The 25,739-nt window shown below is 71.3% G+C and carries 23 protein-coding genes; 14 read left to right on the top strand and 9 right to left on the bottom strand.

The features are described from left to right. Window positions 1-218: 218 nt before the first annotated feature. Window positions 219-1,319 carry a citrate synthase 2 gene (locus tag AB5J49_RS21125; RefSeq protein ID WP_369170178.1) on the top strand — a complete coding sequence of 367 codons (1,101 nt, stop codon included), beginning with the start codon at window positions 219-221 and terminating at the stop codon, window positions 1,317-1,319. Between the two features lie 241 nt (window positions 1,320-1,560). After that, entirely contained in the window at window positions 1,561-2,832 is a 1,272-nt protein-coding gene (locus AB5J49_RS21120) for a serine/threonine-protein kinase (RefSeq protein WP_369170177.1), read from the top strand. Between the two features lie 272 nt (window positions 2,833-3,104). Here the strand turns inward: AB5J49_RS21120 and AB5J49_RS21115 are convergent, their stop codons facing one another. Beyond that, on the bottom strand, window positions 3,105-3,626 hold the full coding sequence (locus AB5J49_RS21115; protein WP_369170176.1) for a hypothetical protein: 522 nt from the start codon (window positions 3,624-3,626) through the stop codon (window positions 3,105-3,107). Window positions 3,627-3,651: 25 nt separating this feature from the next. Between AB5J49_RS21115 and AB5J49_RS21110 the strand changes: the two genes are divergently transcribed. The 3 genes from AB5J49_RS21110 to AB5J49_RS21100 all read left to right on the top strand — a co-directional run bounded on the left by AB5J49_RS21110 (window position 3,652) and on the right by AB5J49_RS21100 (window position 6,136). Beyond that, window positions 3,652-4,065 carry a RidA family protein gene (locus AB5J49_RS21110; RefSeq protein ID WP_369170175.1) on the top strand — a complete coding sequence of 138 codons (414 nt, stop codon included), beginning with the start codon at window positions 3,652-3,654 and terminating at the stop codon, window positions 4,063-4,065. Window positions 4,066-4,105: 40 nt separating this feature from the next. Beyond that, entirely contained in the window at window positions 4,106-4,507 is a 402-nt protein-coding gene (locus tag AB5J49_RS21105; RefSeq protein ID WP_369175209.1) for an N-acetyltransferase family protein, read from the top strand. A gap of 135 nt (window positions 4,508-4,642) precedes the next feature. Then, window positions 4,643-6,136: a PAS domain-containing protein gene (locus AB5J49_RS21100; protein WP_369170174.1), complete on the top strand. Its 1,494-nt coding sequence runs from the start codon at window positions 4,643-4,645 to the stop codon at window positions 6,134-6,136. Window positions 6,137-6,146: 10 nt separating this feature from the next. Here AB5J49_RS21100 and AB5J49_RS21095 read toward each other — a convergent pair whose 3' ends face one another. After that, window positions 6,147-6,902, bottom strand: a complete 756-nt coding sequence (locus AB5J49_RS21095) for an SIS domain-containing protein (protein ID WP_369170173.1) — start codon at window positions 6,900-6,902, stop codon at window positions 6,147-6,149. Between the two features lie 280 nt (window positions 6,903-7,182). Here AB5J49_RS21095 and AB5J49_RS21090 point away from each other — a divergent pair, with 280 nt between their 5' ends. Both AB5J49_RS21090 and AB5J49_RS21085 read left to right on the top strand, forming a co-directional pair. Further along, window positions 7,183-7,875, top strand: coding sequence for a metal-dependent transcriptional regulator (locus AB5J49_RS21090; RefSeq protein ID WP_062703554.1), 693 nt, complete (start codon window positions 7,183-7,185; stop codon window positions 7,873-7,875). Window positions 7,876-8,542: 667 nt separating this feature from the next. Beyond that, entirely contained in the window at window positions 8,543-9,430 is an 888-nt protein-coding gene (locus AB5J49_RS21085; RefSeq protein WP_369170172.1) for an alpha/beta fold hydrolase, read from the top strand. A gap of 130 nt (window positions 9,431-9,560) precedes the next feature. Here AB5J49_RS21085 and AB5J49_RS21080 read toward each other — a convergent pair whose 3' ends face one another. The 3 genes from AB5J49_RS21080 to AB5J49_RS21070 are packed head-to-tail and all read right to left on the bottom strand — an operon-like array spanning window position 9,561 to window position 12,623. After that, window positions 9,561-11,153, bottom strand: a complete 1,593-nt coding sequence (locus AB5J49_RS21080) for a transporter (protein ID WP_369170171.1) — start codon at window positions 11,151-11,153, stop codon at window positions 9,561-9,563. Next, window positions 11,150-11,920, bottom strand: coding sequence for an ABC transporter ATP-binding protein (locus tag AB5J49_RS21075; RefSeq protein ID WP_369170170.1), 771 nt, complete (start codon window positions 11,918-11,920; stop codon window positions 11,150-11,152). The genes AB5J49_RS21080 and AB5J49_RS21075 overlap by 4 nt, the downstream gene beginning before the upstream one ends. A gap of 40 nt (window positions 11,921-11,960) precedes the next feature. After that, entirely contained in the window at window positions 11,961-12,623 is a 663-nt protein-coding gene (locus AB5J49_RS21070; protein WP_369170169.1) for a bifunctional DNA primase/polymerase, read from the bottom strand. 319 nt (window positions 12,624-12,942) lie between these two features. Between AB5J49_RS21070 and AB5J49_RS21065 the strand changes: the two genes are divergently transcribed. Both AB5J49_RS21065 and AB5J49_RS21060 read left to right on the top strand, forming a co-directional pair. After that, a complete protein-coding gene (locus AB5J49_RS21065; protein WP_369170168.1) occupies window positions 12,943-14,328 on the top strand; it encodes a transcriptional regulator in 1,386 nt (461 codons plus the stop codon). A gap of 202 nt (window positions 14,329-14,530) precedes the next feature. Continuing rightward, window positions 14,531-16,486, top strand: coding sequence for a hypothetical protein (locus AB5J49_RS21060; protein ID WP_369170167.1), 1,956 nt, complete (start codon window positions 14,531-14,533; stop codon window positions 16,484-16,486). A 17-nt stretch (window positions 16,487-16,503) separates the two neighbouring features. On the opposite strand, the gene AB5J49_RS21055 is transcribed toward AB5J49_RS21060, so the two are convergent. Then, the gene (locus tag AB5J49_RS21055; protein WP_369170166.1) at window positions 16,504-17,814 is read right to left on the bottom strand and encodes an ABC transporter substrate-binding protein; all 1,311 of its coding nucleotides are present in this window, start codon (window positions 17,812-17,814) and stop codon (window positions 16,504-16,506) included. A 117-nt stretch (window positions 17,815-17,931) separates the two neighbouring features. Here AB5J49_RS21055 and AB5J49_RS21050 point away from each other — a divergent pair, with 117 nt between their 5' ends. Next, complete coding sequence (locus AB5J49_RS21050) at window positions 17,932-18,432, top strand: hypothetical protein (RefSeq protein ID WP_369170165.1); 501 nt, start codon at window positions 17,932-17,934, stop codon at window positions 18,430-18,432. 47 nt (window positions 18,433-18,479) lie between these two features. Then, window positions 18,480-19,361, top strand: coding sequence for a formyltetrahydrofolate deformylase (gene purU, locus AB5J49_RS21045; RefSeq protein ID WP_369170164.1), 882 nt, complete (start codon window positions 18,480-18,482; stop codon window positions 19,359-19,361). 106 nt (window positions 19,362-19,467) lie between these two features. Here purU and AB5J49_RS21040 read toward each other — a convergent pair whose 3' ends face one another. Continuing rightward, a complete protein-coding gene (locus AB5J49_RS21040; protein ID WP_369175208.1) occupies window positions 19,468-20,742 on the bottom strand; it encodes a maleylpyruvate isomerase N-terminal domain-containing protein in 1,275 nt (424 codons plus the stop codon). A 131-nt stretch (window positions 20,743-20,873) separates the two neighbouring features. Next, a complete protein-coding gene (locus AB5J49_RS21035) occupies window positions 20,874-21,458 on the bottom strand; it encodes a sigma-70 family RNA polymerase sigma factor (protein WP_369170163.1) in 585 nt (194 codons plus the stop codon). A gap of 370 nt (window positions 21,459-21,828) precedes the next feature. Between AB5J49_RS21035 and AB5J49_RS21030 the strand changes: the two genes are divergently transcribed. Beyond that, the gene (locus AB5J49_RS21030) at window positions 21,829-22,209 is read left to right on the top strand and encodes an STAS domain-containing protein (RefSeq protein WP_369175207.1); all 381 of its coding nucleotides are present in this window, start codon (window positions 21,829-21,831) and stop codon (window positions 22,207-22,209) included. 168 nt (window positions 22,210-22,377) lie between these two features. Then, complete coding sequence (locus tag AB5J49_RS21025) at window positions 22,378-22,890, top strand: EF-hand domain-containing protein (protein WP_369170162.1); 513 nt, start codon at window positions 22,378-22,380, stop codon at window positions 22,888-22,890. Window positions 22,891-22,908: 18 nt separating this feature from the next. Here the strand turns inward: AB5J49_RS21025 and AB5J49_RS21020 are convergent, their stop codons facing one another. Next, window positions 22,909-24,414 (bottom strand): class I adenylate-forming enzyme family protein, encoded by a 1,506-nt coding sequence (locus AB5J49_RS21020; RefSeq protein WP_369170161.1) that lies wholly within the window; start codon window positions 24,412-24,414, stop codon window positions 22,909-22,911. Between the two features lie 140 nt (window positions 24,415-24,554). Between AB5J49_RS21020 and AB5J49_RS21015 the strand changes: the two genes are divergently transcribed. Next, window positions 24,555-25,736, top strand: coding sequence for an acyl-CoA dehydrogenase family protein (locus tag AB5J49_RS21015; protein ID WP_369170160.1), 1,182 nt, complete (start codon window positions 24,555-24,557; stop codon window positions 25,734-25,736). Window positions 25,737-25,739 lie beyond the last annotated feature (3 nt).

Here is a 25,739-nt window from a genome sequence, read left to right as displayed (position 1 = left end):
GCGAGGCCTCCCCAAAGGTGGCACTCAGAGATATCGTTCTGATGTCGTCGCAGTTGGATGACCGCCGACCCCGCGGGGCATCACAGGGGTACGCCCCGGACCGCGAGTCCCCGAGTTCGTGACCGTGGATCCACCGGCGTACGTCCCGATCTCTGCCGACGACATGTGGTCGTCCCACCCACAACCCATCCGTCGCACACATCACGAGGAGCCGCCTGATGTCCGACTTCGTACCCGGACTCGAGGGAGTCGTCGCGTTCGAGACGGAGATCGCCGAACCGGATAAGGAGGGCGGCGCTCTTCGGTACCGGGGCGTCGACATCGAGGATCTGGTCGGCCACGTCTCGTTCGGCAACGTCTGGGGCCTGCTGGTCGACGGCGCGTTCCGCCCCGGCCTGCCGCCCGCCGAACCCTTCCCGATCCCCGTGCACTCCGGCGACATCCGCGTCGACGTCCAGTCCGCGCTCGCCATGCTGGCCCCCGTGTGGGGACTGAAACCGCTTCTCGACATCGACGAGGAGCAGGCCCGGGAGGACCTGGCCCGGGCCGCGGTCATGGCCCTCTCCTACGTCGCCCAGTCCGCCCGCGGACAGGGCCTGGCGATGGTTCCGCAGAGCGAGATCGACAAGGCCCAGTCCGTCGTCGAGCGCTTCATGATCCGCTGGCGGGGCGAGCCCGACCCCAAGCACGTGGCCGCCGTCGACGCCTACTGGACGTCCGCCGCCGAGCACGGCATGAACGCGTCCACCTTCACGGCCCGCGTCATCGCGTCCACCGGCGCGGATGTGGCCGCCGCCCTCTCCGGCGCCGTAGGAGCCATGTCCGGCCCGCTGCACGGCGGCGCCCCCTCCCGCGTCCTGCACATGATCGAGGAGATCGAGCGCACCGGCGACGCCGACGCGTATGTGAAGCAGACCCTCGACAAGGGCGAACGCCTCATGGGCTTCGGCCACCGCGTCTACCGCGCCGAGGACCCCCGCGCCCGGGTCCTGCGCCGCACCGCCCAGGAGCTGGGCGCTCCCCGCTTCGAGGTCGCCGAGGCCCTGGAGAAGGCGGCCCTGGCGGAGCTCCACGCGCGCCGTCCGGACCGGGTCCTGGCCACGAACGTCGAGTTCTGGGCCGCCATCGTGCTGGACTTCGCGGAGGTCCCGGCGCACATGTTCACGTCGATGTTCACCTGCGCCCGTACGGCGGGCTGGTCGGCGCACATCCTGGAACAGAAGCGCACCGGCCGCCTCGTGCGCCCCTCCGCGCGCTACATCGGCCCGGGCCCGCGCGACCCGCGCGCGGTCGAGGGCTACGCGGACATCGCGCACTGATCCCGAACGCTCCGGGATCCCCGACCCCTCCGGCGGGCCGGCATCACGCTGGGCGCACCAGCTCCGCGTGATGCCGCTCGGCGGCCGCGGCCCGTGCCGGTGAACTCGCCATACGGAACGTGACTGATCCACTCCGCCAGTATGCTGGGTCGGCTGCGGCGCCCCTCCTCCATCACCCGTCCCCACGTGGTGAGTTACGGCCTGCGGCGACCAAGACCCCACGGCATGAGGATGAGAACAGGTGCTGATAGCGGGCCGCTACCGGCTGAGCGAGTCGATCGGGCGCGGTGGCATGGGGGAGGTCTGGAGGGCCTACGACGAGACGCTCGCCCGGCAGGTCGCCGTCAAGCTCCTGCTGCCCCAGGACTCCGACCCCACCGCCACCTCCCGGTTCCGGCTGGAGGCGCAGACCGCGGCACGGATCGCCCATCCGAACGTGGTCGGCGTCCGGGACTTCGGCGAGCACGACAACCGGCTCTTCCTGGTGATGGAGCTGGTCGCGGGCGACAGCCTCGCCCGGGTGGCGTCGCAGTTCGGCGCGCTGCCCGCCGAGCGCGTGGCACGTATCGCCGCCCAGGCCGCCGCGGGCCTTGCCGCCGCGCACCGGCAGGGCATCGTCCACCGGGACATCAAGCCCGGCAACCTGCTCCTGGACGCCGACGGCACCCTCAAGATCGGTGACTTCGGCATCGCCCGCTTCCTGGACGACCCCGGCGCCGCGCTGACCGCCACCGGGCAGATCGTCGGCACGAGCCTCTACCTCGCCCCCGAGCGTGCCCTCGGAAAACCGGCGGGCCCGGCCTCCGACGTCTACGCGCTGGGCTGTGTGCTCTACCAGTTCCTCACCGGCCGCCCGCCGTTCCACGCGGACACCGCGGTCGCCATCCTGCACCAGCACCTCGACGCGGCCCCCGTGCCGCCCCGCGAGCTGGGCGTCGCCGGCCTCCCGCCCGCCTTCGAGAACTACCTCCTCGGCCTGCTCGCCAAGGACCCCGAGCACCGGCCGGCGGCCCAGCAGGCCGCCGACTGGTTCGCCGGCGGCGCCTGGCAGGGACACCCCGAGCCGTTGCCCGACGCAACGTCCCCGTCCCGGCAGCGCGCAGCCGCCCCGGCGCCCGCCGCCGGGGCACAGCAGGTGGGGGAGGCCAGCACGCCGACCACGTACATGCTGCCGTCGGCCCAAGGAACGGCGTCCGTCGGCCGGTCCCGCACCGGACCCGGAACCCGGTCCCGCACCAGACCCCGGCCCGGGACCCGGCGCGTGGCCACCATGGCGGGCGGAGCGGTGCTCTTCGTGACCGCGATGCTCCTCGGCATGCTGTGGTTCTCCCCCGACAACACCGCCTCGGAGGGAACGAAGTCCGAGGCACCGCCCAGCCCGAGCACCTCCGCATCCACCTCCCGCCTGGCCACGAGCCCGTCCGCTACCGCCTCCCCGAGCCCGACGGCGGAGACGAGCGCCGGCCAGGAAGGACAGGACGACGCAAGCGACGAGGACGGCGAGGACGACTGACGGTCGGCCCTCCAAAACGCAGACGACCCGCGAGCTCGGGTCCCTCCGCCGGTGGCGGAGGAGCCGGCCGGACGTTACCGGCGAGCTCGCGGGTCGGGTGACTGCTTTGGAATGGGCCGGCTGCACGCTTTTCTCACGTGCTGGTCCGGCACCGCACTGCGTGTGGTGGCGAGCCGCTAGCCCGCAGCCACCTCGCTCGTCCGGGATTCATACATGTACCGGATCACCTCCTTTCGGCGTGAGCCACACACTAGGAACCTCTCGGTCACCGTTCAACGGGTTTTTCGAGATGTTGACTGTGGCGATTCCGATCGCGTGCTGTAGCCGTAGCCGTCGCCCCGTTGCAGAAGCCGCAGATTCCAGTGGGAGACATTGAACCTGCCCATCGGCGTCGTGAGGCTGTGCTGTCCTCTGGCTCGCACCGAGATGCGGCCGGTCCAGGTCCCTGCCCACATGCCGATGGGCATGACAGCACGTACGAGATCTCCAGTGACGTACCCGAAGTGCTGCTTGGTTCGGGCGCGCCGCAGCCTGGGAAACCCGTAGCGGTCGGGGGTGGTGCGGGCGTAGGAGCCGCGTCCGGTGGCTTTGGCGACGAGGACCTGCTCGGGGAACCGTACGATCGCGTCGCCGCCCTCGTGATCGAGAGGCCCGACGCACAGAGCGTCCAGGGTGTGCGTCTTGGTCAGCCCCATGGCATTGCGGTTTTCCTTGGTGCCTTCGCCTGTCCAGGTGTGCACCGGTCTGCCGAGGGTGCCCAGTGCCTCGATGAGCTGCCATTGGGTCGCGTTCATGTGCTGGTCACCTAGGGTTCCGTGCATGACAAAACAGCAGGCAGCGGGACGGCAGGCGATACTCAGCGGTTCGACCTTCGAGGAGCAGATCGGGTACGCGCGTGCCGTGGTCGACGGGGACTGGGTGCACGTGTCGGGGACGACCGGGTTCGACTACGCGACGATGACGATCTCCGAGGACGTGGTGGAGCAGGCCGAGCAGTGTCTGCGGAACGTGGGGGCCGCGCTGGAGGAGGCGGGGTGTTCGTTCGCCGACGTGGTGCGGGTGCGGTACCTGTTGCCGGAGCGGGAGGACTTCGAGCCGTGCTGGCCGGTGCTGCGGCGGTACTTCGGGGACGTGCGGCCGGCGGCGACGATGATGATGTGCGGGCTCGCCGACCCTCGTATGAAGATCGAGATCGAGGTATACGCCCGGCAGGGGAGTGGCGCCCGTGTCTGACCGTCCCGGACTTCACATCGCGCCGGTCGACGGCGAGGTCATGCTTCAGCAGTGGCGGCACGTCCACAACGTGATCGTTCCGCCCGCGGCCATGGATCTCGACGAGGTACGGGAGCGCGGTCGGCGCTACCGCCTGCGGAACGCGTACGTCGGTGACGTCCTCGTCGGCTGCTCGACCGTGCGGCCGCCGGAGGGCGAGGACGCGGTGGCGACGGTCATCGCGCGCGTGCTGCCCGAGTACCGGCGGCGCGGGTACGGCACGCGGCTGTACGAGGACGGGCTCGCTCACGCGCGCGTGCTGGGCGCGAGGGCGATCGAGACCTGTGTGCTGGCGGTCAACGAGGACGGGCTGCGGTTCGCCGAGGCGCGTGGGTTCGTCGAGACCGATCGGTATGTGCTGGACGGTGAGACCGATGAGTGGCTCGACCTGCGGCTGGAGTAGTCGCGGAGCGGCTCGTACAACGATTCCTTCAATCTTGGGGAACACGGTGTGTGCTGCGTCACGTTCGAGTTAGATGATTGCAAGTGAGCGAACCGACGCGTCTTACGTGCGGACGCAGCTTGGCAGGGGGTCCAGGTGAGTGCTTCCCGGCGTAGTGGGACCACCGACGAGTTGGGGCCGGACGAACCCGAGCGGGACGGTCCGGACGGTTCGGCAGGTGGTTCGGAGGGTTCTGCAGGCGGCTCGGATCTGCTGGCCGCGCTGCTGGACGGCATGGACGCGGCCCTGTGCGCCTTCGACGCGGACGGGGTCGTCACCCATTGGAACCGTGAGGCGGAGCGGATCCTCGGGTGGAGTGCGGCCGAGGCCGTGGGACGGCACGGGTTCGCCGGGTGGGCCGTGCGCGAGGCCGATGCCGAGGAGGTCGAGGGGCGGTTGATGGCCGCCATGCAGGCTCCCGGGCGGCAGGTGCACGAGTTCGCCCTGCTGACCAAGGACGGCGGGCGGGTCCTCGTGCGGACGCAGTCGGCGGCCGTGCGGGGGCCGGACGGGAAGCCCGCCGGGTTGTACTGCGCCTTCAGCGAGGTGCATGTGCAGATCGACCTGGAGCGGTCGATCGCGCTGAGCGAGGCGCTGTTCGAGGACGCGTCGTGGGGCGTGGTGCTGGTCGACGCGGATCTGCGGCCTGCGGTGGTGAACGCTCACGCGGCTCGGGCGCTGGGTATCGGGCGTACGTCCGTGCTCGGGCGGCCGCTCGGGGAGTTGCTGGCCCAGGGGGTCGAGGAGCTGGAGAGCGCGCTCACCCATGTGCTGGCCGAGGGTGCGCCGCCCGCGCCCGCCGAGATCTGGGTGAGCGTGCGGACGCCGGAGGGTGAGCGGCGTCGGTGCTGGCGGTGTGGCTTCGTACGGCTGGCCTCGCCGCTCGCGGAGGAGCCGGTGCCGTTGGGGGTGGGCTGGCTCTTCCAGGACATGACCGAGTCCAAGCAGGCGGAGCAGGAGGCTGCGCAGCTGCGGTTCCGGACGAACCAGCTGCATCGGGCCGCTCGGGCCGCCGCGGAGTGCGAGGACTCCGCGGAGGCGGCGACCGTGCATCTGGACTTCGCGCTGGCCGGGTTCGCCGATCATGCGCTGATCGACCGGGTGGCGGGTGGGGCGGTCCTGGACACGGACACGGCGGGCCCGGTGCGGCTGGTTCGGATCGCGGCGACGCCCTCCGGGGCGCCGGGGCCGAGTCTGCTCGGCGGGGAGGCCGGGTTCCCGGTCCGGTACGGCGAGGGGCATCCGGCGTTGCGGTGTGTGGCGCGGGCCGGGTCCGTGCGGGCCGATGCGGGCGATGTGCCGGCGGAGCAGGCGCGTCAGTGGGCGGTGGGCCGGCAGTGGCCGGCGGACACGGTGCACGCGCTGTGTGTGGTGTTGCGGAGTCGGGGGCGGACGCTGGGGGTCGTGACGTTTCTGCGGGGCGCCGGGCGGAGTGCGTTCGAGCGGGGCGACGCGGTGTACGCGGAGGGGGTGGCGGTGCGGATCGCTTCCGCGTTGGACTTGGCGGCGGCTGTGGGCGCGGAGGCATCGAAGGGCGCGGAGGGCGGGGAGGGCTCGGAGGGTTCGAGGGGCTCGGAGGGCTCGCGGTAGCGCTGCCTGGTCAGCGCCGGTAGAAGATCCGGTCGCCGTACTGCTCGAACACCCGGCTGTTCCAGTCGTGGCCGCCGTCCACGTTGCCGGAGCGCAGGAGTGGGGGCTCGATGCCGCGGGCGGCCAGGGCGGCGGCTGCCGTGGCCATGACGGCCTGCAGGAGCGCGCTGGTGACGACCGTGGACGCGGGGGCGAAGGGGGCCGGGATCGTGTCGAGGGTGAGTTCCGCGTCGCCGATCGCGATCTTCGAGTCGAGGACGATGTCGCAGTGGTCCTTGAGGTAGGTGCCCGAGACATGGCGGGACTTCGTCTCCGAGGCGTACGCCACCGATGTCACGCCGATGACCCTGATGCCGAGGGCGCGGGCCTTCATGGCCATTTCCACGGGGAGGGCGTTGCGGCCCGAGAGGGAGATGATCACGAGGGTGTCGCCGGCGCGGAGGGGGGAGCTGTCCAGGACCGCGCTCGCGAGGCCGTCCACGCGTTCCAGGGCGGAGCCGAGGGTGGCGGGCATGACGTCGACGCCTACGACGCCGGGGACCGCGAGCAGGTTCATCAGGGCGAGGCCGCCCGCGCGGTAGACGATGTCCTGGGCGGCGAGGGAGGAGTGGCCGGCGCCGAAGGCGAAGAGGCGGCCCCCGGTGGCGACGGTGTCGGCGAGCAGGGTGGCGGCGGCCTCGATGCTCTCCGTCTCCTCGTCACGGACTCGCTGGAGCAGGCCGATCGCGGCGTCGAAGAACTGGTCGGCCGGCTTGCTGTCGCTCATGCGGGGCCCTCCGGGGGTGCCGGGTGTGGGTGTGTCGCGGATCACGGTGCGGTCTGGACCAGTGCGGTGTCAATACGGCCGGATGCCCGCGGCGTCCTGTCGGCGGCCGGCGGGGGTTCGCGTCCAGGCGATCTCCGCACCGCGGCATAAACCGCTGCTTTCAGCGGCGCGGCACGGTTGTCAGTGGTATCCGGCAGAATTGAGTGCAGGGCCAGCGCACGCGCCGTGGAGCTGTCTCGCTTCCGGCTGAGCTAATCGCAGAGCTAATCGAGGGGCACGTATGTCCGGACTGATCGACACCACGGAGATGTATCTCCGCACCATCCTCGAGCTGGAGGAGGAAGGTGTGGTCCCCATGCGCGCCCGGATCGCCGAGCGGCTGGACCAGAGCGGGCCGACCGTCAGCCAGACGGTGGCGCGGATGGAGCGCGACGGGCTGGTGTCCGTGGCGACCGACCGGCACCTGGAGCTCACGGACGAGGGGCGGCGGCTGGCCACCCGCGTCATGCGCAAGCACCGTCTCGCCGAGTGTCTGCTCGTCGACGTCATCGGGCTGGAGTGGGAGCAGGTGCACGCCGAGGCGTGTCGCTGGGAGCACGTGATGAGTGAGGCCGTGGAGCGGCGTGTGCTGGAGCTGCTGCGGCATCCCACCGAGTCGCCGTACGGCAACCCCATCCCCGGCCTGGAGGAGCTCGGCGAGAAGGACGGTGCCGATCCGTTCCTGGACGAGGGCATGGTCTCGCTGGCCGACCTCGACCCGGGCGTCGAGGGCAAGACGGTCGTCGTACGCCGTATCGGCGAGCCGATCCAGACCGACGCGCAGCTGATGTACACGCTGCGCCGGGCGGGCGTGCAGCCCGGTTCGGTGGTCAGTGTGACCGAGTCCGCGGGTGGTGTGCTCGTGGGCAGTGGTGGTGAGGCGGCCGAGCTGGAGGCGGACGTCGCCTCCCATGTTTTCGTCGCGAAGCGCTGAGTCGGCGGCACCTGTCGTCTTCGCTTTTCTTCCGCGTAATTCCCGGTGACAGAGCGGGAGTTGTGGCGGTCCGTCGATCTCGTCGATTCCAAGATTCAGTGCGCTGAATCGCAGCGCTCGGCCGCTTCGCGTGCCAGGCTGTCGTGAGGCGATGCATCCGGCCGGGGAGGGGGCGGGAGGGTGTGCCGTGAGTGTGGAGAGGGCCCCGGCGCCGTGTGGCGCCGGGGCCTGTCCTCCCCTGTGCTGACCCGGAGCCCCGAGCTCCCAGGGTCATTCCCCTCGGACCGTTTTCCCCGAGCGGTCCGCCTCCCGGTGAAGATCTCCCCCCGGCGATGGCGATCAATCCTGGAGAGGGGTCACTCGAATGAGGGGTGTTGCCCGCTGAGGCCGCATTTTCGAATAGGAGTTCGATAGTCTGCGGGTGACGGGTCATGCGGAACGTGCGCTTCATGAATGTGCGCATAAGATCACGTCAGACACACAGGACATGCACATCGCGTGCGAGGGCATCTACGCTGCGTGCGACGCGGGTGGCACGCGGTGCTCGCGTGAGCGTCGGCAGACACGGCGGATACGGCAGGCACAGCAGACAGGACGCGGTCCACAGGATCGGCCGGCTCGAGCGGGAGCGAGCGGTCCGAGCGGAGCTAGGGGGGTGCCAGGACCAATGGCGCGGCGCATCGACGTGACTGGTGCAGGCGGCGTACGTCTCGCGGCCTGGGAGTTCGGCGACCCTCCCAAGACCGACCCGGCCAAGGAGCACGACCGCACACCCGGTGTCCTGTTACTGCACGGCCTGATGGGCCGCGCCTCGCACTGGGCCTCAACCGCCCGCTGGCTCTCCGGGCGGCACCGTGCGGTGGCCCTCGACCAGCGCGGCCACGGCCGTAGCGACAAGCCCGCGCAGGCCTCCTTCACGCGCGAGGCCTACGTCGACGACGCGGAAGCCGCTCTCGAACAGCTCGGCCTCGCATCGGCCATCCTCATCGGCCACGCCATGGGCGCGCTGACCGCCTGGCAGCTCGCCGCCAAGCGGCCCGACCTGGTACGCGGCGTGATCATCTGCGACATGCGGGCCTCCGCGCTCGGCTCGGCCTCGCAGCGGGAGTGGGCGGACTGGTTCGAGTCCTGGCCCGTGCCCTTCGCCACGCTCGCGGATGTGCGCAAGTGGTTCGGTGAGGACGACCCGTGGGTCGAGCGGCCGAATCCCGCGCGCGGGGAGTTCTACGCCGAGGTGATGCACGAGTGCGAGGACGGGTGGCGGCCGGTTTTCGAGCCGGAGCAGATGCTCAAGTCCCGGGAGACGTGGGTGTTCGACGCGCACTGGGAGGAGTTGGCGCAGGTTCAGTGCCCCGCGTTGGTGGTGCGTGGCCTCGATGGGGAGTTGGGGCGGGCGGAGGCTCAGGAGATGGTGCGGGTGTTGCCGCGGGGGGAGTACGCGGAGGTGGCTGACGCCGGGCACCTGGTGCATTACGACCAGCCGGAGGGGTGGCGCACCGCGATCGAGCCCTTTCTGGACGCGGTGCGCTTCGCGGGTGAGGCCGGGCGCCTTTGAGCTCGGGGTCTTGTGTTCGGTGACGGCTGCGGGTGGTTCGTGGCTGATCGCGCCCACGCGACGGAGCCGCGTGTCGACACGGCCCGCGCCCCTCAAAAGGCGTTGCGGCGCCCCGCGTCGCAGGAAGCCGTCACCCCTTGCTCACTGCCATGAGGATCTCCGGCAGGCGCGCCGCCGTCCGTGGTGCCGCCAGCCGGAGACCCAGCCACGTCACCGCCGCCCCGTACCCCGCGCCCACCGGCAGCAGCAGCCAGCTCCACGCCTCCCCGTCCTCGCTCACGTTCAGCCAGATCGCCACCGCGATCACGGGTGCGCACACCAGGGCCGCCGCGATCATGCCGCCGAAGATCGAGATCCAGGCCAGGCCGGTCTGACCGGGAGCGACGTTCTTGTAGCCCTCCTGCGGGATGGAGTACGGGAAGCGGGCCGAGGTCCAGGCGCCGGTCGCCAGCATGGCGCCGAGGAGGGCGAAGGACAGGCCCAGCACCTCGGGGAGTTCGCTCCAGTCGCCGAGGAGTGCCGTCGTCAGGACGGAGACGAGGGCGGCGTAGGGCAGGGTGATCAGCAGCAGGGCCAGTGCTCGGCCGCGCAGCTCGACGTAGGCGTCCCGGGGGGACGAGATGGTCGTCGCGACCATCCAGAACGCGGATGTGTCCTGCCCGAACTGGTTGTACATCTGGATGCCGAGCATCCCGGCGGCGAAGCAGGCGAAGTAGACCGAGCCGGTGCCCTGGAGGGCGTTGAACACCGGCACGATCAGGCCGATGGCGAGCGAGGTCACCCAGGCCGCCTTGGTCTTCGGGTCGCGCCAGATGTAGCGCAGGCTGCGCTCCATGACGGTGCCGGTGCGGCCGGCCGGCAGGAGGCGGGCCAGGCCGGTCGAGGTCCGCTCCCGTACGGCGGCCTCGGTGACGGCCTGGAGGGTGGACCCGTCGGGCGAGGTCATCAGCCGCGTCAGGTGGCGTGACCATACGGCGATGAGCGCCACCAACGCGCCCGCACTCAAAGCGAGTTGAAGCGCCCCCCTCCCGTACGACCCCTCGCTCACCGACTCCACCGCCCCGATCGCGGACGCCGGCGGCACCCACCGCAGCACATCCGCCGCCGGATCGAGCCGGCCGAGCCCCGCCGAACCCAGCCGCTGCACCCCGAAGTTCACGACCTGTGCCCCGACCGCGATGACCAGCCCGCTCAGCACCGCCAGATCGCGCCCCTTGCGGCTGGTCAGCAGCCGGGTGTTGGCCGCGGCGACGGCCCGCGCGAGCGCCACGCACACCAACAGGGCCAGGACGACGCCGACGACACCGACGGCGTACGCCACTCCGCCCCGCGCGACCGCGATCACCGAACCGGTGAAGAGGCACAGCGTGAACAGCGGGCCTATGCCGACCAGCGAGGCGACGAGCAGCGCCCGCACCAGCGGCCGGGGCCGCAGCGGCAGCATCACGAGCCGTGTCGGGTCCAGGGTCTCGTCCCCGCCGGGGAAGAACAGCGGCATCACGGCCCAGCCGAGCGCGAGCACCGAGACCAGGAGGACGGCCACCGCGTCGGCGTGCGCGTTGCCGCGCAGCATGATCAGGCCGAGGAGTTGCAGCGCGGCGAAGAGGAGAACGAGGACGGCCGAGGCGGCGTAGGCGGCCCGGCGCCCGCCGGACTGCCGCAGCCCGTTCCTGAGCAGCGACAGCTTCAGCCGTACGACGACTGCGGTCACGTCGGTGCTCATCGGGCCCCGCCGCCCAGCCAGTCGAGGTCGGATCCGGCGTCGCGGCCGTTCGCGCCGACGAGTTCGAGGAAGGCCTGCTGCAACGAGGCCGCCTCTCCGCGCACCTCGGCGAGCGGGCCGTGGGCACGGATGCGCCCGGCGGCCATGACGGCGACCCAGTCGCACAGCGACTCGACGAGCTCCATGACATGGGAGGAGAAGACGACGGTCGCGCCGGAGGCGGTGTAGCGCTCCAGGACGCCCCGGATGGTCTGGGCGGAGACGGGGTCGACGCCCTCGAACGGCTCGTCCAGGAACAGCACTTCGGGATTGTGGAGCAGCGCGGCCGCGAGCCCGATCTTCTTGCGCATACCGGTCGAGTAGTCGACGACCAGCTTGTGCTGGGCCCCCGCCAGATCGAGTACGTCGAGCAGTTGGGTGGCCCGCTTGTCGACCTCGGCACCGGGAAGCCCGCGCAACCGCCCTGAGTACGCGAGCAGTTCCCGCCCGGAGAGCCGCTCGAAGAGCCGAAGCCCCTCCGGCAGCACCCCGATCCGCGCCTTCACCTCGACGGGGTCCCGCCAGACGTCATGCCCGACGACCGAGACGGAACCCTGATCGGGCCTGAGCAGCCCGGTGACCATGGAGAGAGTGGTGGTCTTCCCGGCCCCATTGGGCCCGACAAGCCCAATGAACTTCCCGGCAGGCAACTCCAGATCAATCCCAGCAACGGCAACTTGCTGCCCGAACCGCTTCCAAAGCCCACGCACACTCACGGCCGACGTCATGATGCCAACCTACGGGGCGCGGGGCTGTGTCCAATGTGCGTTACCGGTCCCGTCCGCAGGCATACGCAAGCGGCGAGATCAACTCCTCCGCGTCCGGCAGCCACCGATTTGCCGGCGTGGGCCGACAGGCCCACTGCACGGCCCCCCGGGACCCGAACCGCGTGGGAGGCCCGGCGACATACGCGCCCTCCCCGAGCGCGACCAGATCCAGCGACCCGATCGACCACCCCAGCTTGCGCACCAGCTCAGGAATCTTCACCGACGCACCCGGCAACACGAAGAAGTGCATCCGACGATCCGGCGCCAACGTCACCGGCCCCAGCGTCAACTCCATCCGCTCCATACGGGCCAGGGCGAGAAACCCCGCGGTCTCCGGGACGGAAATCGCATCGAAGGTCCGCCCCGTCGGCAACAGGATCGACGCGTTCGGCTGCTTCTGCCACATCCGTCGCGCGACCGTCGCGCTCCCCGTTGCCTGCGTCGCCCAGTCGGGGCGTGCGGCGTGCGCCCCGGGCGCGGGGCATGCGCTGTCGCCGCAGGAGCACAACTGCACGCCGTCGACGGCCTCCAGCCAGGTTCCCGGGAACACGTCCCAGTGGCGTTCCTCGGCATAGCGAACGGCGGTCTCCAGCAGCGTTTCGCCGCGCTGCTTCGGAATCTGTGCGGCTTCGGTGGCCGGGATCGTCTCTTCCACGCTGAACACAACTCCCGCACCCACCTCGGGTTACGGCCGGAGCGCGCGCGGGGGAGGGGCATCGATTCCTCACCTGGGGCGCATGGGTGCACGTGTGGGGGCGCGTGGGAGGATCCCCGGCCCGAGTTGGGTAGCCACCTGTGGGGTCGGCTTCCGCCTTAACCCCGGCAATCCTCGCAAGCCTCGCATTTTCGGTATGCCGACGGGGCATTGATCTTCACGGCCGGAACCTTGCGGTGTCACGACCAGTGCCCCGTGCCGGATTTCGGCGGTGAAAGAGCCATCAACTCGGTGCGTGGGCAGGCACCGCAGCCACAGGGGGTACGCCATGGCCGCAAGGCCTCTCGTCGCGCGACAGCCGAACGAACGGCTGCAGGCGCTCATTCAGGAAGCGGGCTGCTCGAACGCCGGGCTGGCCCGCCGGGTCAACATGTGCGGCGCCGAGCATGGCCTCGATCTGCGCTATGACAAGACATCCGTGGCCCGTTGGCTGCGCGGACAGCAGCCGCGGGGGCGGGCGCCGGCGATCATCGCGGAGGCGCTCGGCCGCAAGCTGGGCCGTACGGTCACGATCGACGAGATCGGCATGGCCAACGGCAAGAACCTCGCGTCGGGCGTAGGCCTCCAGTTCTCGCCGACTGTACTGGGCGCCATCGAGCAGGTGTGCGAGCTGTGGCGCAGTGACGTCGGGCGGCGGGACTTCCTGTCCGGCTCCTCCGTCGCCGCGTCCGCGCTGGTCGAGCCCAGCCGCGACTGGCTGATCTCGTCGCCGGACTCGCAGGTGTCGCGCTCGGCCGGGCCGCGCGTGGGGCAGTCCGACGTGGCGGCCGTGCGGGCGATGACGCAGGCCCTCGTAGACCTTGATCACCAGTACGGCAGCGGGCATGTGCGCCCGGTCGTCGTGCACTACCTGAACAGCGTCGTCTCCGGGCTGCTGGCCGGGTCGTACCGGGAGGCGGTCGGGCGGGAACTCTTCGCCGCCGTCGCGCGGTTGACCGAGCTCGCCGGGTACATGGCCATCGACACCGGGCAGCCGGGGCTCGCCCAGCGGTACTACATCCAGGCGCTGCGGCTCGCGCAGGCGGCGGGAGACCGGGGGTACGGCGGGTATGTGCTGGCCGCCTCCATGAGCCACCTCGCCGCGCAGCTGGGGAACCCGCGCGAGATCGCGCAGTTGGCACGGGCGGCGCAGGAGGGGGCGCGTGGGCGCGTGACCCCGCGCGCGGAGGCGATGTTCTACGCGGCCGAGGCGCGCGGGCATGCGTTGATGGGCGACGCGCGGGCCGCACAGGTGGCGTCCGGGCGGGCGGTGACCGCGCTGGAGACGGCGGATCCGGAGTCCGGGGACGACCCGGCGTGGATCGCGCACTTCGACGAGGCCTATCTCGCCGACGAGCTGGCGCACTGCCACCGCGACCTCGGCCAGGCCGAGGCGGCGGCACGACGCGCGGAGGAGTCGCTCGCCGGGCTCCCCGAGACGAAGGCGCGGCGCCGGGCGATCGGTTATGTGCTGCTCGCCACAGCGCAGGTGCAGCAGCGCGAGATCGAACAGGCCTGTCACACCGGGCTGAAGGCCGTGGAACTTTTGGAGGGCCTGCGTTCCAACCGGGGTGCCGAGTACCTGGAGGACTTCCAGCAGCGGCTGGAGCCGTACCGGGACGAGCCGGTGGTCAGGGACTTCGGGGCGCGGCTGGATCTTCAGGCGGCGGCGTGAAACCACGGGGTACGAGGGCGTGAACGACAGGGAAATGAAGGTGACGGTGAGGGGAGGGGAGCTCATGTAGCGGATGGGGGACCACAACTGTTACGGCGGTCACAGGGACACAGGTCACGTCCCGGGCTGCGTAGCACGCGGATCGGAGGAGCCGGTAGCGTGAGCCGACGATTCACAAGGTCCCCCATTAGTAGGAGTCCCGGTGACGCAGAGTGGACAGGGCGAGGAGCCCTCGGCGCGGCCCGCGCGCGAAGGCATCGTGCTGCCCTCCGACGGTGGTGAGCCGCTGCTGCCGGGTATGACGGGCGGGCAGGGCGGCCGGCCGACGTCGGTACCGCCCACGCCGCCGACCCAGCCCGCGCCCTCGGCGCCGCCCGGCGGTCAGGCCTGGGGCACCCCCTGGGGGCCCGACCAGAACCAGCACCCGACCCCGCCGCCGGCCGCGCCGGGCCAGACCTGGGGAACACCGCCCGGCCAGTCCTGGGGCGGGCAGGAACAGGCGTACCAGTCGCCGCCGCCGGCCCAGTGGGGCGCGGCGCCCGATGCCGGCGCGCCGTCCCAGCCGCTGCCGCCGGAGGGCGTGTCGTACGGCGGGGGCGCGCACGGTGAGCCGGGCACGCCGTCGTACGGCCACGGCGCCCCGGCCGGATCACCGATGCCTGCGCCGCAGCCGCCGTACGGGCAGGCCGGTCCGGCGCCGACACCGCTGCCGCCTGCCGGTGGGGAGATCTACGGCGCTCCCGGACCCGGTGGTGCCTTGCCGCCCGCCGGTGGGGTGGCGTACGGCGCTCCTGGCTCCGGTGGTGCTGTGCCGTCCGGCCGCCAGGGTGACCCGAGTGGGCCGCTGCCGCCCGCCCGCGTCGAGGAGTACGGCGCTGCGGGCTCCGGCGCGCCCTTGCCGCACGCCGCGCACCACGCTCCTGGCGCGCCCCTCCCGCACGCCGGTGCCGGTGGCTTCGGGGCCCCGTTGCCGCCGGCCGACGAGGGCGCCACTCAGTACATACCGCCGGTCGGCGGCGCCCCCGCGGGCGCGGGCGACCAGGCGAACCGTTACATACCGCCCGCCGCCGCATCCCCCGCTTCCGCCGCCGACGAGGGGGCGACGCAGTACATCCCGCCGGTGGGGCCGGGGGCGTTGCCGCCCGAGGTGCCCGGTGAGAGCACGCAGATCCTGGGACGCGTCCGGCAGGGGGGAGGCGCCGGTCTTCGGGGCGGTACCGGACCGATGCCGCCTGGTTCCGGCGGTGACGCCGACGCCACGCAGTACATCCCGCCCGTGCCCGGCGGGCCGGGCGGGCCGGGCGGGGCGCCGTACGCGGGGGCCGAGCGGCAGCCGCTCTCCGACTTCGACAACCTGTTCCGCAGTGAGCCGGGCGGCGAGCCCCCGGCCGCGGCCACCCAGCAGATGCCGCGCTTCCAGCAGCCGCAACCGCAGCCACAGGGCCGGCACGAGACGGGCTACTTCCCGCCCGGCCCGAGCGGCGACGACGGCGGCCGGGGAGGCCGCGGAGGCGGTCGTTCGGGCTCTCGGCTGCCGCTCATAGCCGCCATCGGCGTCGGTATCGCCGTGCTCGGCATCGGGGCGGGCGCGCTGCTCGCCGGCGGGGGCAAGAAGGACGACGACAGCGGCGAGGACAACGCTCCCGTCTCCGCCACGGCCCCGGCGAGCGAGGGTTCCCCCTCCCCGTCGGCCGATCCGGCCGAGAAGCAGGCGATCGCCCTGGACAAGCTGCTGGCGGACAGCGGCGACAGCCGTACCGCCGTGATCAACGCGGTGGCCGCCGTGAAGTCCTGCGGCAACCTCGCCCAGGCCGCCACGGACCTGCGCGGCGCGGCCAAGCAGCGCAACCAGCTGGTCACCGACCTGTCCAAGCTCACCGTCGACCAGCTCCCGAACCACACCGCGCTCACCACCGCGCTGACCAAGGCGTGGCAGGCGTCGGCGTCCGCCGACAACCACTACGCGGCGTGGGCGGACCAGGTCGCCGCCAAGAAGAAGCAGCTCTGCAAGAAGGGCCAGGCCCAGGCCACCAACCAGACCCAGGCCGGCAACCGGGCCAGCGGCACCGCCAGCGCGCAGAAGAAGACGGCCGCGCAGCTGTGGAACTCGATCGCCGGGAAGTACGGCCTGACGGAGCGCCAGCCGACCCAGCTGTAGTCCGGGCCGGGCGGCGGTCAGTTCAGGTCGGCGCTCTGCAGCGTCTTCGTCACGTCGATGAAGCCCTTGCGGGCCGCCACCAGCCGCCCGTCCCGTACGACCTGGAGGGTCACCTCGCGGTTGACCAGACGGGGGAAACCGACGGAGGCCAGGACGTCCTGGAACTTCCACCGCAGGGCCGGTGTGAGCCCGCCCGTGGAGACCTTCAGGCCCCCGTTCAGAGCATCCCGCACCGAAGTGGCGCTCACCTCACCGTCGCCCAGCGACTCGACGACCTTCCTGAACACCGTGTACGCGATCCATGTGGTCTGCACACCGGCGTCCGCGGGGTCGATGCGGTTGTCGCCGAAGGCCTGCTCGCTGATCACCTTCTTCATCGAGTCCCAGCGCGGATCGCTCGCGACCGGGTACCAGCCGGTGATGTACGACCCCTCGTACGGCCCCGACGCCCCGCCGCCCGCGTTGATCACGGTCTGGTCGACGCTGCCGAGGACGGTGGCGGTGCGCACGTCGGGGTAGTCCGCGCGGGAGCGCCGGAAGGAGTCCATGAAGGTAGTGGTGCGGTCGCCGAGCGCGGGCACCACACAACCCGTCTCCGTCGGGCTCTTGGCGGAGTGCTCCAGCGCCCGCGCCGACTGGCCGCCGTACTCCGTGGCGTCCTCCTCGGCGAGTTGGTCGGCCGAGACCGGGTGTCCGCCCGCCTTGAGGCCCGAGTCGAGCAGCGGCGGCAGCTCGTCGCCCGCGATGCTGTCGGGGCGCACCAGCGCGACGGGGCCGCAGGAACGGGCCAGTTCCTTGCCGAGGCCCGACAGGAGGGTGGGCTGGCCGCCGTTGACGGGGTAGGAGAGCGGGCTGGTGAATTCGGCGTTGGTGACGCCGTAGCCGCCGATGTACGGGATGCCGGCGCCCTCCAGCGAGGGCAGGAAGGTGTCGCCGTACTGGCTGTAGGAGCCGATGACCGCGACGACGTTCTCCTCGACCGCGCGGTCGGCGCACCTCGCCGCGGACACGCTGTCGTTGTGGTCGTTGCAGGTGAGGACCTTCAGCTTGCGGCCGCCGAGGCCGCCGTGGGTGTTGACCCAGCGGGCGTACGCCTGCGCGAAGGCCGGCATGCCGGGCTTGTTGGTCGCCTTGGTGTTCTCCGGCGCCCAGGTCATGACGGTGATCGTGCCGTCCCCGGAACCCCCCGCGGTACCGGGGACGACCCCGCATCCGACGGCGAGCGACGCACAAGCCACCACTGCCGCCGCGGTACGTGCGGAGGCCCGGACGGGCCGGTCGGTGATCGTGGGGAGGACGGTGCTGCGGGTGCGTCGCCTGCCAGTCATGGTCACTCACGATTCCGCCACACCACTAACCCTGGCGTGACCCATGGTTATCACTTGGTGACGGGAAGGTGAATTAGGAGGGCTGTTCGTGCGAGTGTGACGGGGAACGTACGATCGATGACCGTGCAAGGTTCGGAGAACTCTTCCCGTCGAGGCCGTCGCTCATCCACCATGGGCGGCATGCCACTGAACGACATGCCGTGGTGGCGCTGGCGCAGCAATGTGCGCTCCGCGCTGCACATGCTCTCCGATCCGGTGTTCCAGCGGGACGCCTGGCTGGCCGGCGTCGACGGATACGGCGACGTCACCGACGCTGTGTACCGCCTGGTCGAGGACACCTGGCTGGACAACTGGTCCGCCGAGAAGTACGTCGGCACGATCTTCCGGGACTCGCAGGAGGCGGCGCTCGTCGACACCGCCGTGCTGCGCGTGCTGCGGATCATGCACCAGGTCGGCCCGGACGCGCCGGTCTCCGCGTACCTCGAGAACCAGGGGTGGCCGGAGGCGGTGCGGGCGGCGCGGGACGCGCACGTCCGGATGGCCACGGCCGACGGCGACGACCCGGACGCTCCACCGCGCACGCTCGAGGTGCTGCGGATCATGACGCGGTCCGCGTAGCGGGACGGCGCTCCGGTGGGGACCGCGGATATGGGACCCTGTGCTGCATGAACGAGCAGTCCGACCGAGCCGCGGTCCCCTCCGACCAGTACGTCCTCATCCTGTCCTGCCCCGACAAGCAGGGCATCGTGCACGCCGTGTCGAGCTACCTCTTCATGACCGGCTGCAACATCGAGGACAGCCAGCAGTTCGGCGACCGCGACACGGGACTGTTCTTCATGCGCGTCCACTTCTCGGCGGAGGCGCCGGTGACGGTGGACAAGCTGCGGGCGAGCTTCGCGGCGATCGGGGACTCCTTCCAGATGGACTGGCAGATCCATCGGGCCGAGGAGAAGATGCGGGTCGTGCTGATGGTCAGCAAGTTCGGGCACTGCCTGAACGACCTGCTGTTCCGGGCCCGGATCGGGGCGCTGCCGGTGGAGATCGCCGCCGTGGTGTCCAACCACACTGACTTCGCCGAACTCGTGGGGTCGTACGACATCCCCTTCCACCACATTCCCGTGACGAGGGACAACAAGTCCGAGGCTGAGGCGCGGCTGCTGGAGATCGTGCGGGAGCAGGACGTCGAGCTGGTCGTGCTCGCCCGGTACATGCAGGTGCTCTCCGACGATCTGTGCAAGGCGCTCAGCGGGCGGATCATCAACATCCACCACTCCTTCCTGCCGAGCTTCAAGGGCGCGAAGCCGTACCACCAGGCGCATACGCGTGGTGTGAAGCTGATCGGGGCGACGGCGCACTACGTGACCGCCGACCTCGACGAGGGGCCGATCATCGAGCAGGAGGTCGAGCGGGTCGGGCATGACGTCACCCCGGACCAACTGGTCGCGATCGGGCGGGATGTGGAGTGCCAGGCGCTGGCTCGGGCGGTCAAGTGGCATGCCGAGCGGCGGATTCTGCTGAACGGGCGGCGGACGGTCGTTTTCGCCTAGTGGCTCGGGCGCATGTGTCGTAGGGCGGCTGCGGGTTCAGGGGCGCGGGGAACTGCGCGAGCAACCACCAACTACCGGCAGCCGCCGTCTCGCAGCAACCCACCCCCTACATACGGCTCAAGCTCGCCGCCGCGAACAGCACATCCCTGATCGCCTCCCGGTCACCCGTCTGCCCTGCCGCTGCCTCCTGAGGCGAGACGTGGCCCGCAGCCAACCGGCAGAACTCCCCACCATCCAGGGCGATATGGGCCACCTCATGCTCTGCGGAGCCGACCGCCGCCGGCGAGTCCAGAGGAATCAGCCACTCTCCACCACCGGACCCCTCGATCTCCAGCCGGAGGCTACGGCCGGGCTCGCCGGCGGGCACGAGGTGGCGGTAGGGGCCCGGCGAAGGCGCCGCCAGGCCGTCGCGGCGGCGGGCCGCCAGGACCGTGGGGAGCATGCGGGCCGCCAGGTCGACCATGTGGTGCAGATCGCGGCCGGACGGCGCCTCGTACGGGTAGTCCACCGCCTCGGCGATGTCCTCGGCGTGCACCCAGCACTCGAAGGCGCGGTCCAGCATCGCGTCGCGCAGCGGCAGCTCGAAGTCGCCGTAGGGGACGGACAGTTTGCCCGTGCCGCTGCCCGTGAAGGACACCGTGCGGACCAGGTCGTGGGTCTGCTCCCGCCAGGGGGCTCGTACGGCGCGCGTCGGCGGGAAGTGCGAGGCACGCCAGTACGCCTCGGTGCGCGAGGACGGCGTCGGCCGGTCGGCGGCCACGTCGCCCAGCGGGTCGTGAAGGCCCAGCGCGATCGCCACCAGCCCGTCGACCGTCAGCAGATGGGCGATGACCCCGGCGACGGTCGTACGACGGCTCGTGGGCTCGTCCTTGCGGAACCACCGCAGCCGCACGGGCGCGTGCCACTCGGCGTCCCCGAAGTCCTGCAGCAGGGCGTCCAGGCGGGCCGTCTCGGCGTCGTACGGCGTCGCCCACTCGGGCACCGGGATGCGCGGTGGACGTCGCTGCAGGCAGCCCTCCAGGACGCGGGCGCGCAGGGAGGGGTCGAGGTCGAGGGTCTCGGCGGGGTGCAGCAGACCCACGGCCTCGCGCAGACGTCGTGCCTCGTCCGCGCAGGAACCGCAGTCGCCGAGGTGCTCCTCGACGGCCGCCGTCTCCTCCGCGGAACAGGCGGCCAGCGCCCACGCTCCGAGGAGCGCCTTCAGGACACGGTGTTCGAGGATGAGCGGGGCCGGGCGCGGTGCCAGGTCGCCGAAGTGCTCCAGGGCGGGCAGGGGGCGTCCGGTGTCCTCGACGGAGGAGCGGGGGAGCGGTATGCGGGGTGGCTGGTCCGGGCTCGGCTCCGGGGTGGGGTGCTGGTCGTCGCCGTTGCCGCTGCTCATACCGTCGGCTCCGCGGGTGGCGTCTTTGGAGCCGTGCCCCTCCTTGTTCTGGTCGTGCTTGTACTGGTCGCGTTCGTTCTGGTCGTGCTCGTTCTGGTCATGGTCCTTGTCGGGGAACCGCTCCGCCTCGTTCACACCGCACCCCCGTAGCCCGGCGGTGCCCCGGGCGCGGCTCCCGCGTCGTGGGCCGTGGACAGCAGTTGCAGGCCCAGGCGGAGGCGGCGGCGGGCCTCGTCCTCGGTGACGCCGAGGTCGGCGGCGGTCTGGCGGTAGTCACGGCGCTGGAAGTAGGCCAGCTCCAGGGCGGCGCGCAGCGGGGCGGGCATGGCCTGGACGATGTAGTCGGCGCGGGCGGCGACCGAGGCGTGGCGCACCTTGCGCTCCAGCTCCTCGGTGCAGCCCTGGCCGGCCCGGACGAGGGCGGCGGTCTCGGTGTCGCGCAGCCGCTGCACGGCGAGGCGGTGGGTCAGCGTGGCGACCCAGGAGCGCAGCGGGCCCTGCTTGGGGTCGTAGGCGTCCGGGTGCTCCCAGACGTGAGCGAAGACGTCGCGGGTGACGCGGTCGGCGGCGCGCTCGTCGCCCAGCACGGTGTGGGCGAGGCCGTGCACGAGGGAGGCGAACCGGTCGTAGAGCTCGCCGAGGGCGGCCGCCTCGCCGCGGGCGAGCCGCTGCTGCATCTTGCGGTCCCAGCGGGGCGGTGCGTCCTTCTTCGCCATGCGACCCCCCTCACCGGTGCGTCCCTGTCCAGCGTGCGTCCACCTTCTCCCCGAATGTAGTCGGCACGTCTGACAGCGCACGCCCCTTTGTCGCATTGTGCGCCCCTCAACGAGCAGTGGGTGGTAGTGGACCTTGTTCTGTCCGGCCTGCCTGTCCTGTCTGTTCTGCCGGTCCTGTCTGGTCGGCCTTGCAGTCGCTCGGTTACCCGGCTGCCGTGCGATCGGAACCGATCGAACAGGATCGAATGCGATTGAAACAAGCCTCTTCCGATCGGTGACCGTTTTCTCGAAGGTGTTTCAGGGAACAGCCGCTGGGCAGCCGCGCTGCAAGGAAGCGTAGGTGTCGCTTCCGTTTCGGCCGGCGAGGGGCGTGGTGGTGACGTTGAAAGTGATCGGTGGCGAACAAGGCGACTGGGCTGTGCTCCAGGTGTCCGGCGAGCTGGATCTGGTGACCTCGCCGGTGATGCGTCAGCACATCCATGACGTGGTGGCCGAGGGGCGCCACAGCCTCGTCCTCGACCTCTCCGATGTCATGTTCTGCGACTCCAGCGGCGTGGGCGTCCTCATCGCCGCCCGCCGTCTCATCCGCTCCTGCCAGGGCAGCCTGCGGCTGATACTCCCGGCGCAGGGCGCGGCGGACGGGTCGCACGTCAACCGGGTCCTGGGGGCGCTGGGCGTACGGCGACTCTTCGAGGTCTACCCGGACGTCGCGGCGGCGGTCGCGGACGACGCCCGGCCGCTGTCGGCCTGACCGGCCCCGACCCGGGCCGCGGTGACACCCCACTCGAAGTGCCACACCGTTGTCCCGAAATTCCCCCGGTCTTGGCACAACCGCCGCTTTCCCGCGCCCGGACGGCCCCCGGCGTCGTACGCTCCGTGCGAGATGCCCCCCATGTGACGTAAGGCGGCCCGATAAGACATGGTCAGCAGCGATTACGAGCGCAGGATTGCCGCCCGGTTCGCCCTCTTCGACCAGGACGGCAACGGCTACATCGACCGCGCGGACTTCAGTGCGGCGGCCAAGGCGCTGCTCGCGGAGTTCGGCACCACTGCCCGGTCCGACAAGGGCCAGTCCCTGTACATCGGCGCGGAGGCGTTCTGGCAGGGCATGGCCGGGATCGCGGACCGGGACGGAGACCAGCGCATCACCCGCGAGGAGTTCGTGAACGGTGCGGTCAAGCGGTTGCGTGACAACCCGGACAGGTTCGCCGAGATCGCCCGCCCCTTCCTGCACGCCGCCCTCGCCGTGGCCGACCCCGACGGCGACGGATCCGCCACCGTCGCCGACACCGTGCGCGTGCTCGGCTGCCTCGGCGTGCAGCAGGAGGTCGCCAAGGCCGCCGCCGCCATGCTCGACGCGGACAGCGACGGCAAGGTGGCCGAGGGCGAGATCGTGACCGCGTTCGCCCGCTACTTCACCGTGCCCGAATGAGACGAGCACCGCTGGTCCCTACGCCCCCGAGAAGCGCTCCCTGAGCTGGTACTTGAGCACCTTCCGCAGGGTGTCGTTGCGCGGAAGGGCGTCCACCACCTCCAGCTGCTCCGGCAGCTTGTGCGTCGACAGCCCTTCCCCTCGCAGATACGACGTCAGCTCCTCCAGGGTCGGCTTCCGCGCGCCGGCCGGCTGTTCCACCACCGCGCAGACCCGTTCCCCGCGCTCCGCGTCCGGCAGCCCGATCACGGCCACGTCCCCGACCGCCGGATGCCGGTGCAGCAGGTCCTCGATCTCCTTCGCCGAGACGTTCTCGCCCTTGCGGATGATCACGTCCTTCAGCCGGCCGGTCAGCACCAGATGCCCGCTGTCCGTCAGATACCCGAGGTCCCCGGTCCGCAGGAACCCCTCCTCGTCGAAGGCCGCCGCCGTCTGCGCCGGATCCAGATAACCCCGGCACACCGCCTCCCCGCGCAGCCGCACCTCCCCCCGCACGATCCGTATCTCCATCTCCCGCGGCGGCCGCCCCTCCGTCGTCGCCAGGTTCTCCGCCGTGTCGTCCGGCGCCCCCATCGTGATCATCGGCACCTCGGTCATGCCGTATCCGTGCGTGAGCTGCACCCCCATCTCGCGGACCACGGCGTGATACAGCTCCGGTGGCTTCGGCGCCCCACCGCCCGCCAGCAGCCGCAGCGAGGGGACGACCTTCCCGCCCCCCGGCTCCTTGCGCTGCTCGGCCAGGAACATCGAGTAGAAGGCCGTCGACCCACCGGCGATCGTCACGCCGTGCCCGCGGTACGCCGCCAGCGCGTCCGGCAGCGCGAACTGCTCGAACAGCACCGCCGGGAAGCCGTACAACAGCAGCATCACCATGTAGTCCGGGCCGCCTATGTGCGCGTACGGGAAGGCGATCGAGCCCACGTCGTCGGCGGTCGGACGCAGCGCGTGCGCCAGGCAGGAGCCGCCCGCGATCAGGGAGCGGTCGGTGTGCAGTACGCCCTTGGGGTCGGACGTCGTCCCCGAGGTCCAGTAGATCCAGCGCACCGAGGTGCCCTCGGCGGGCGGCGGGGGCAGCACCGAAGGATCGCCGTCGGGCAGGCCGTCGTACGCCTCGAAGACCCCCTTCGCCCCCAGCCTCCGCGCCATCTCCGTGTGGTCGAAGCCCCGCCACCGGCCCGGCACCGCGAAGAACTCCGCCTTCGACTCCCGCAGCGCGAAGCCGACTTCACGGTCCCGGTAGAACGGGATGACCGGCGACTGTACGGCGCCCAGGCGGGCCAGCGCGCAGGACAGCACGGCCGTCTCGATGCGGGTGGGCAGCTGCCAGGCGACGACCGTGCCGGGGCGTATGCCCATGTCGTACAGGCCGGCCGCCACGCGCTCGGCACGCGCGCGTAGGTCACCGAAGGACAGGGAGCGCTCGTCCTGGAGGAGGACGGGACGGTCGGGGGTGCGGTCGGCGCGCTGGGCGACCAGGTCCCAGAGGGTGCGCGAGGAACTCAGGGCGTGAGCGGTGTCGTTCATGACGGCCCCCTGCGTTAGCTGACGGTCAGTCAGATAGTGGGCAGAGCGTAGGGCTCGCCGCCTTGTCGGTCCAGGGGTGTGGGGCTTAGCCTTCCCGCAGAGCGGTATCTGACAGACCATCAGATATGGAGTGGCCGCACATGGACCTCGCCCACACACCGGAAGAGGAGGAGTTCCGGACGCGGCTGCGGGAGTGGCTGGGCCAAGTGCTGCCCACGCTCCCGCCGAAGCCCTCCCCGGACGACTGGCCGGGGCGGCGCGCCTACGACCTCGGCTGGCAGCGCAGGCTTTACGACGCCGGCTACGCCGATGTCCACTGGGACGCGTCCCCGGCCGTGCGGCTGATCTTCCTGGAGGAGACCGAGAAGGCGGGCGCGCCCTATGTGGGTGCGGGGTTCGTCGGGCTGCTGCACGCGGGGCCGACCATCGCCGCCGAGGGAACCGCCGAGCAGCGGGCGCGCTGGTTGCCGCCGATCCTGCGCGGCGAGGAGGTCTGGTGCCAGGGCTTCAGCGAACCGGACGCCGGATCCGACCTCGCGGCGCTGCGCACGCGCGCGCGCAGGGACGGCGACGACTATGTGGTGAGCGGGTCCAAGATCTGGACCTCCCATGCCGAAGTGGCCGACTGGTGCGAGCTGTTGGTGCGCACCGACCCCGAGGCGCCCAAGCACCGCGGGATCAGCTGGCTGGCCATGCCCATGGACGCGCCGGGCATCACCGTACGGCCGCTGAAGACCCTGGCCGGGTCGGCCGAGTTCGCCGAGGTGTTCCTCGACGAGGTGCGGGTGCCGGTCGCCAACCGGGTCGGGGACGAGAACGACGGCTGGCGCGTGACGATGGTGACCCTGTCCTTCGAGCGTGGCACGGCCTTCGTCGGCGAGGTCGTCGCGTGCCGTCGGGTGCTGCGCGAACTCGCCGGTGAGGCGCACAAGAACGGGCGCTGGGACGATCCGGTGCTGCGGCGGCGGCTGGGGCGGCTGAACGCCGAGTTCCGGGCGCTGTGGCGGCTGACGCAGTGGAATGTGAGCGAGGCGATGGGGGTCCCCCCGGTCGGGCGAAGCCGAGGCCGGGGGAGGACGGGCGGGGTGCCGGGCGGGGTGCCGGGCGTCGGGGGTTCGGTTTTCAAACTGAGGTATTCGCACGCCCGTCAGGAGCTCTACGACGCCGCCGCCGACGTACTGGGGCCCCAGGCGCTGGACCTGGACCGGCCGTGGGTGCTCGACCGGCTGTCCTCCCTGTCGTACACCATCGCGGCCGGCACCTCGCAGATCCAGCGGAACATCGTGGCCGAGCGGATCCTCGGACTGCCGAAGGGGCGGTGACGG

The sequence above is a fragment of the Streptomyces sp. R28 genome (assembly GCF_041052385.1).
Lineage (GTDB): Bacteria > Actinomycetota > Actinomycetes > Streptomycetales > Streptomycetaceae > Streptomyces.
This window is presented reverse-complemented; position numbering and strand designations above follow the sequence as displayed.

What these genes read in the sequence shown, in the direction of transcription:
- purU (WP_369170164.1), top strand. Translation starts at nt 18,480, where the DNA reads ATGAACGAGCAGTCCGACCGAGCCGCGGTCCCCTCCGACCAGTACGTC.
- AB5J49_RS21090 (WP_062703554.1), top strand. Translation starts at nt 7,183, where the DNA reads ATGTCCGGACTGATCGACACCACGGAGATGTATCTCCGCACCATCCTC.
- AB5J49_RS21125 (WP_369170178.1), top strand. Translation starts at nt 219, where the DNA reads ATGTCCGACTTCGTACCCGGACTCGAGGGAGTCGTCGCGTTCGAGACG.
- AB5J49_RS21015 (WP_369170160.1), top strand. Translation starts at nt 24,555, where the DNA reads ATGGACCTCGCCCACACACCGGAAGAGGAGGAGTTCCGGACGCGGCTG.
- AB5J49_RS21025 (WP_369170162.1), top strand. Translation starts at nt 22,378, where the DNA reads ATGGTCAGCAGCGATTACGAGCGCAGGATTGCCGCCCGGTTCGCCCTC.
- AB5J49_RS21075 (WP_369170170.1), bottom strand. Translation starts at nt 11,920, where the DNA reads ATGACGTCGGCCGTGAGTGTGCGTGGGCTTTGGAAGCGGTTCGGGCAG.
- AB5J49_RS21055 (WP_369170166.1), bottom strand. Translation starts at nt 17,814, where the DNA reads ATGACTGGCAGGCGACGCACCCGCAGCACCGTCCTCCCCACGATCACC.
- AB5J49_RS21095 (WP_369170173.1), bottom strand. Translation starts at nt 6,902, where the DNA reads ATGAGCGACAGCAAGCCGGCCGACCAGTTCTTCGACGCCGCGATCGGC.
- AB5J49_RS21050 (WP_369170165.1), top strand. Translation starts at nt 17,932, where the DNA reads ATGACCGTGCAAGGTTCGGAGAACTCTTCCCGTCGAGGCCGTCGCTCA.
- AB5J49_RS21065 (WP_369170168.1), top strand. Translation starts at nt 12,943, where the DNA reads ATGGCCGCAAGGCCTCTCGTCGCGCGACAGCCGAACGAACGGCTGCAG.
- AB5J49_RS21105 (WP_369175209.1), top strand. Translation starts at nt 4,106, where the DNA reads ATGCTTCAGCAGTGGCGGCACGTCCACAACGTGATCGTTCCGCCCGCG.
- AB5J49_RS21080 (WP_369170171.1), bottom strand. Translation starts at nt 11,153, where the DNA reads ATGAGCACCGACGTGACCGCAGTCGTCGTACGGCTGAAGCTGTCGCTG.
- AB5J49_RS21020 (WP_369170161.1), bottom strand. Translation starts at nt 24,414, where the DNA reads ATGAACGACACCGCTCACGCCCTGAGTTCCTCGCGCACCCTCTGGGAC.
- AB5J49_RS21035 (WP_369170163.1), bottom strand. Translation starts at nt 21,458, where the DNA reads ATGGCGAAGAAGGACGCACCGCCCCGCTGGGACCGCAAGATGCAGCAG.
- AB5J49_RS21040 (WP_369175208.1), bottom strand. Translation starts at nt 20,742, where the DNA reads ATGAGCAGCGGCAACGGCGACGACCAGCACCCCACCCCGGAGCCGAGC.
- AB5J49_RS21115 (WP_369170176.1), bottom strand. Translation starts at nt 3,626, where the DNA reads ATGAACGCGACCCAATGGCAGCTCATCGAGGCACTGGGCACCCTCGGC.
- AB5J49_RS21110 (WP_369170175.1), top strand. Translation starts at nt 3,652, where the DNA reads ATGACAAAACAGCAGGCAGCGGGACGGCAGGCGATACTCAGCGGTTCG.
- AB5J49_RS21085 (WP_369170172.1), top strand. Translation starts at nt 8,543, where the DNA reads ATGGCGCGGCGCATCGACGTGACTGGTGCAGGCGGCGTACGTCTCGCG.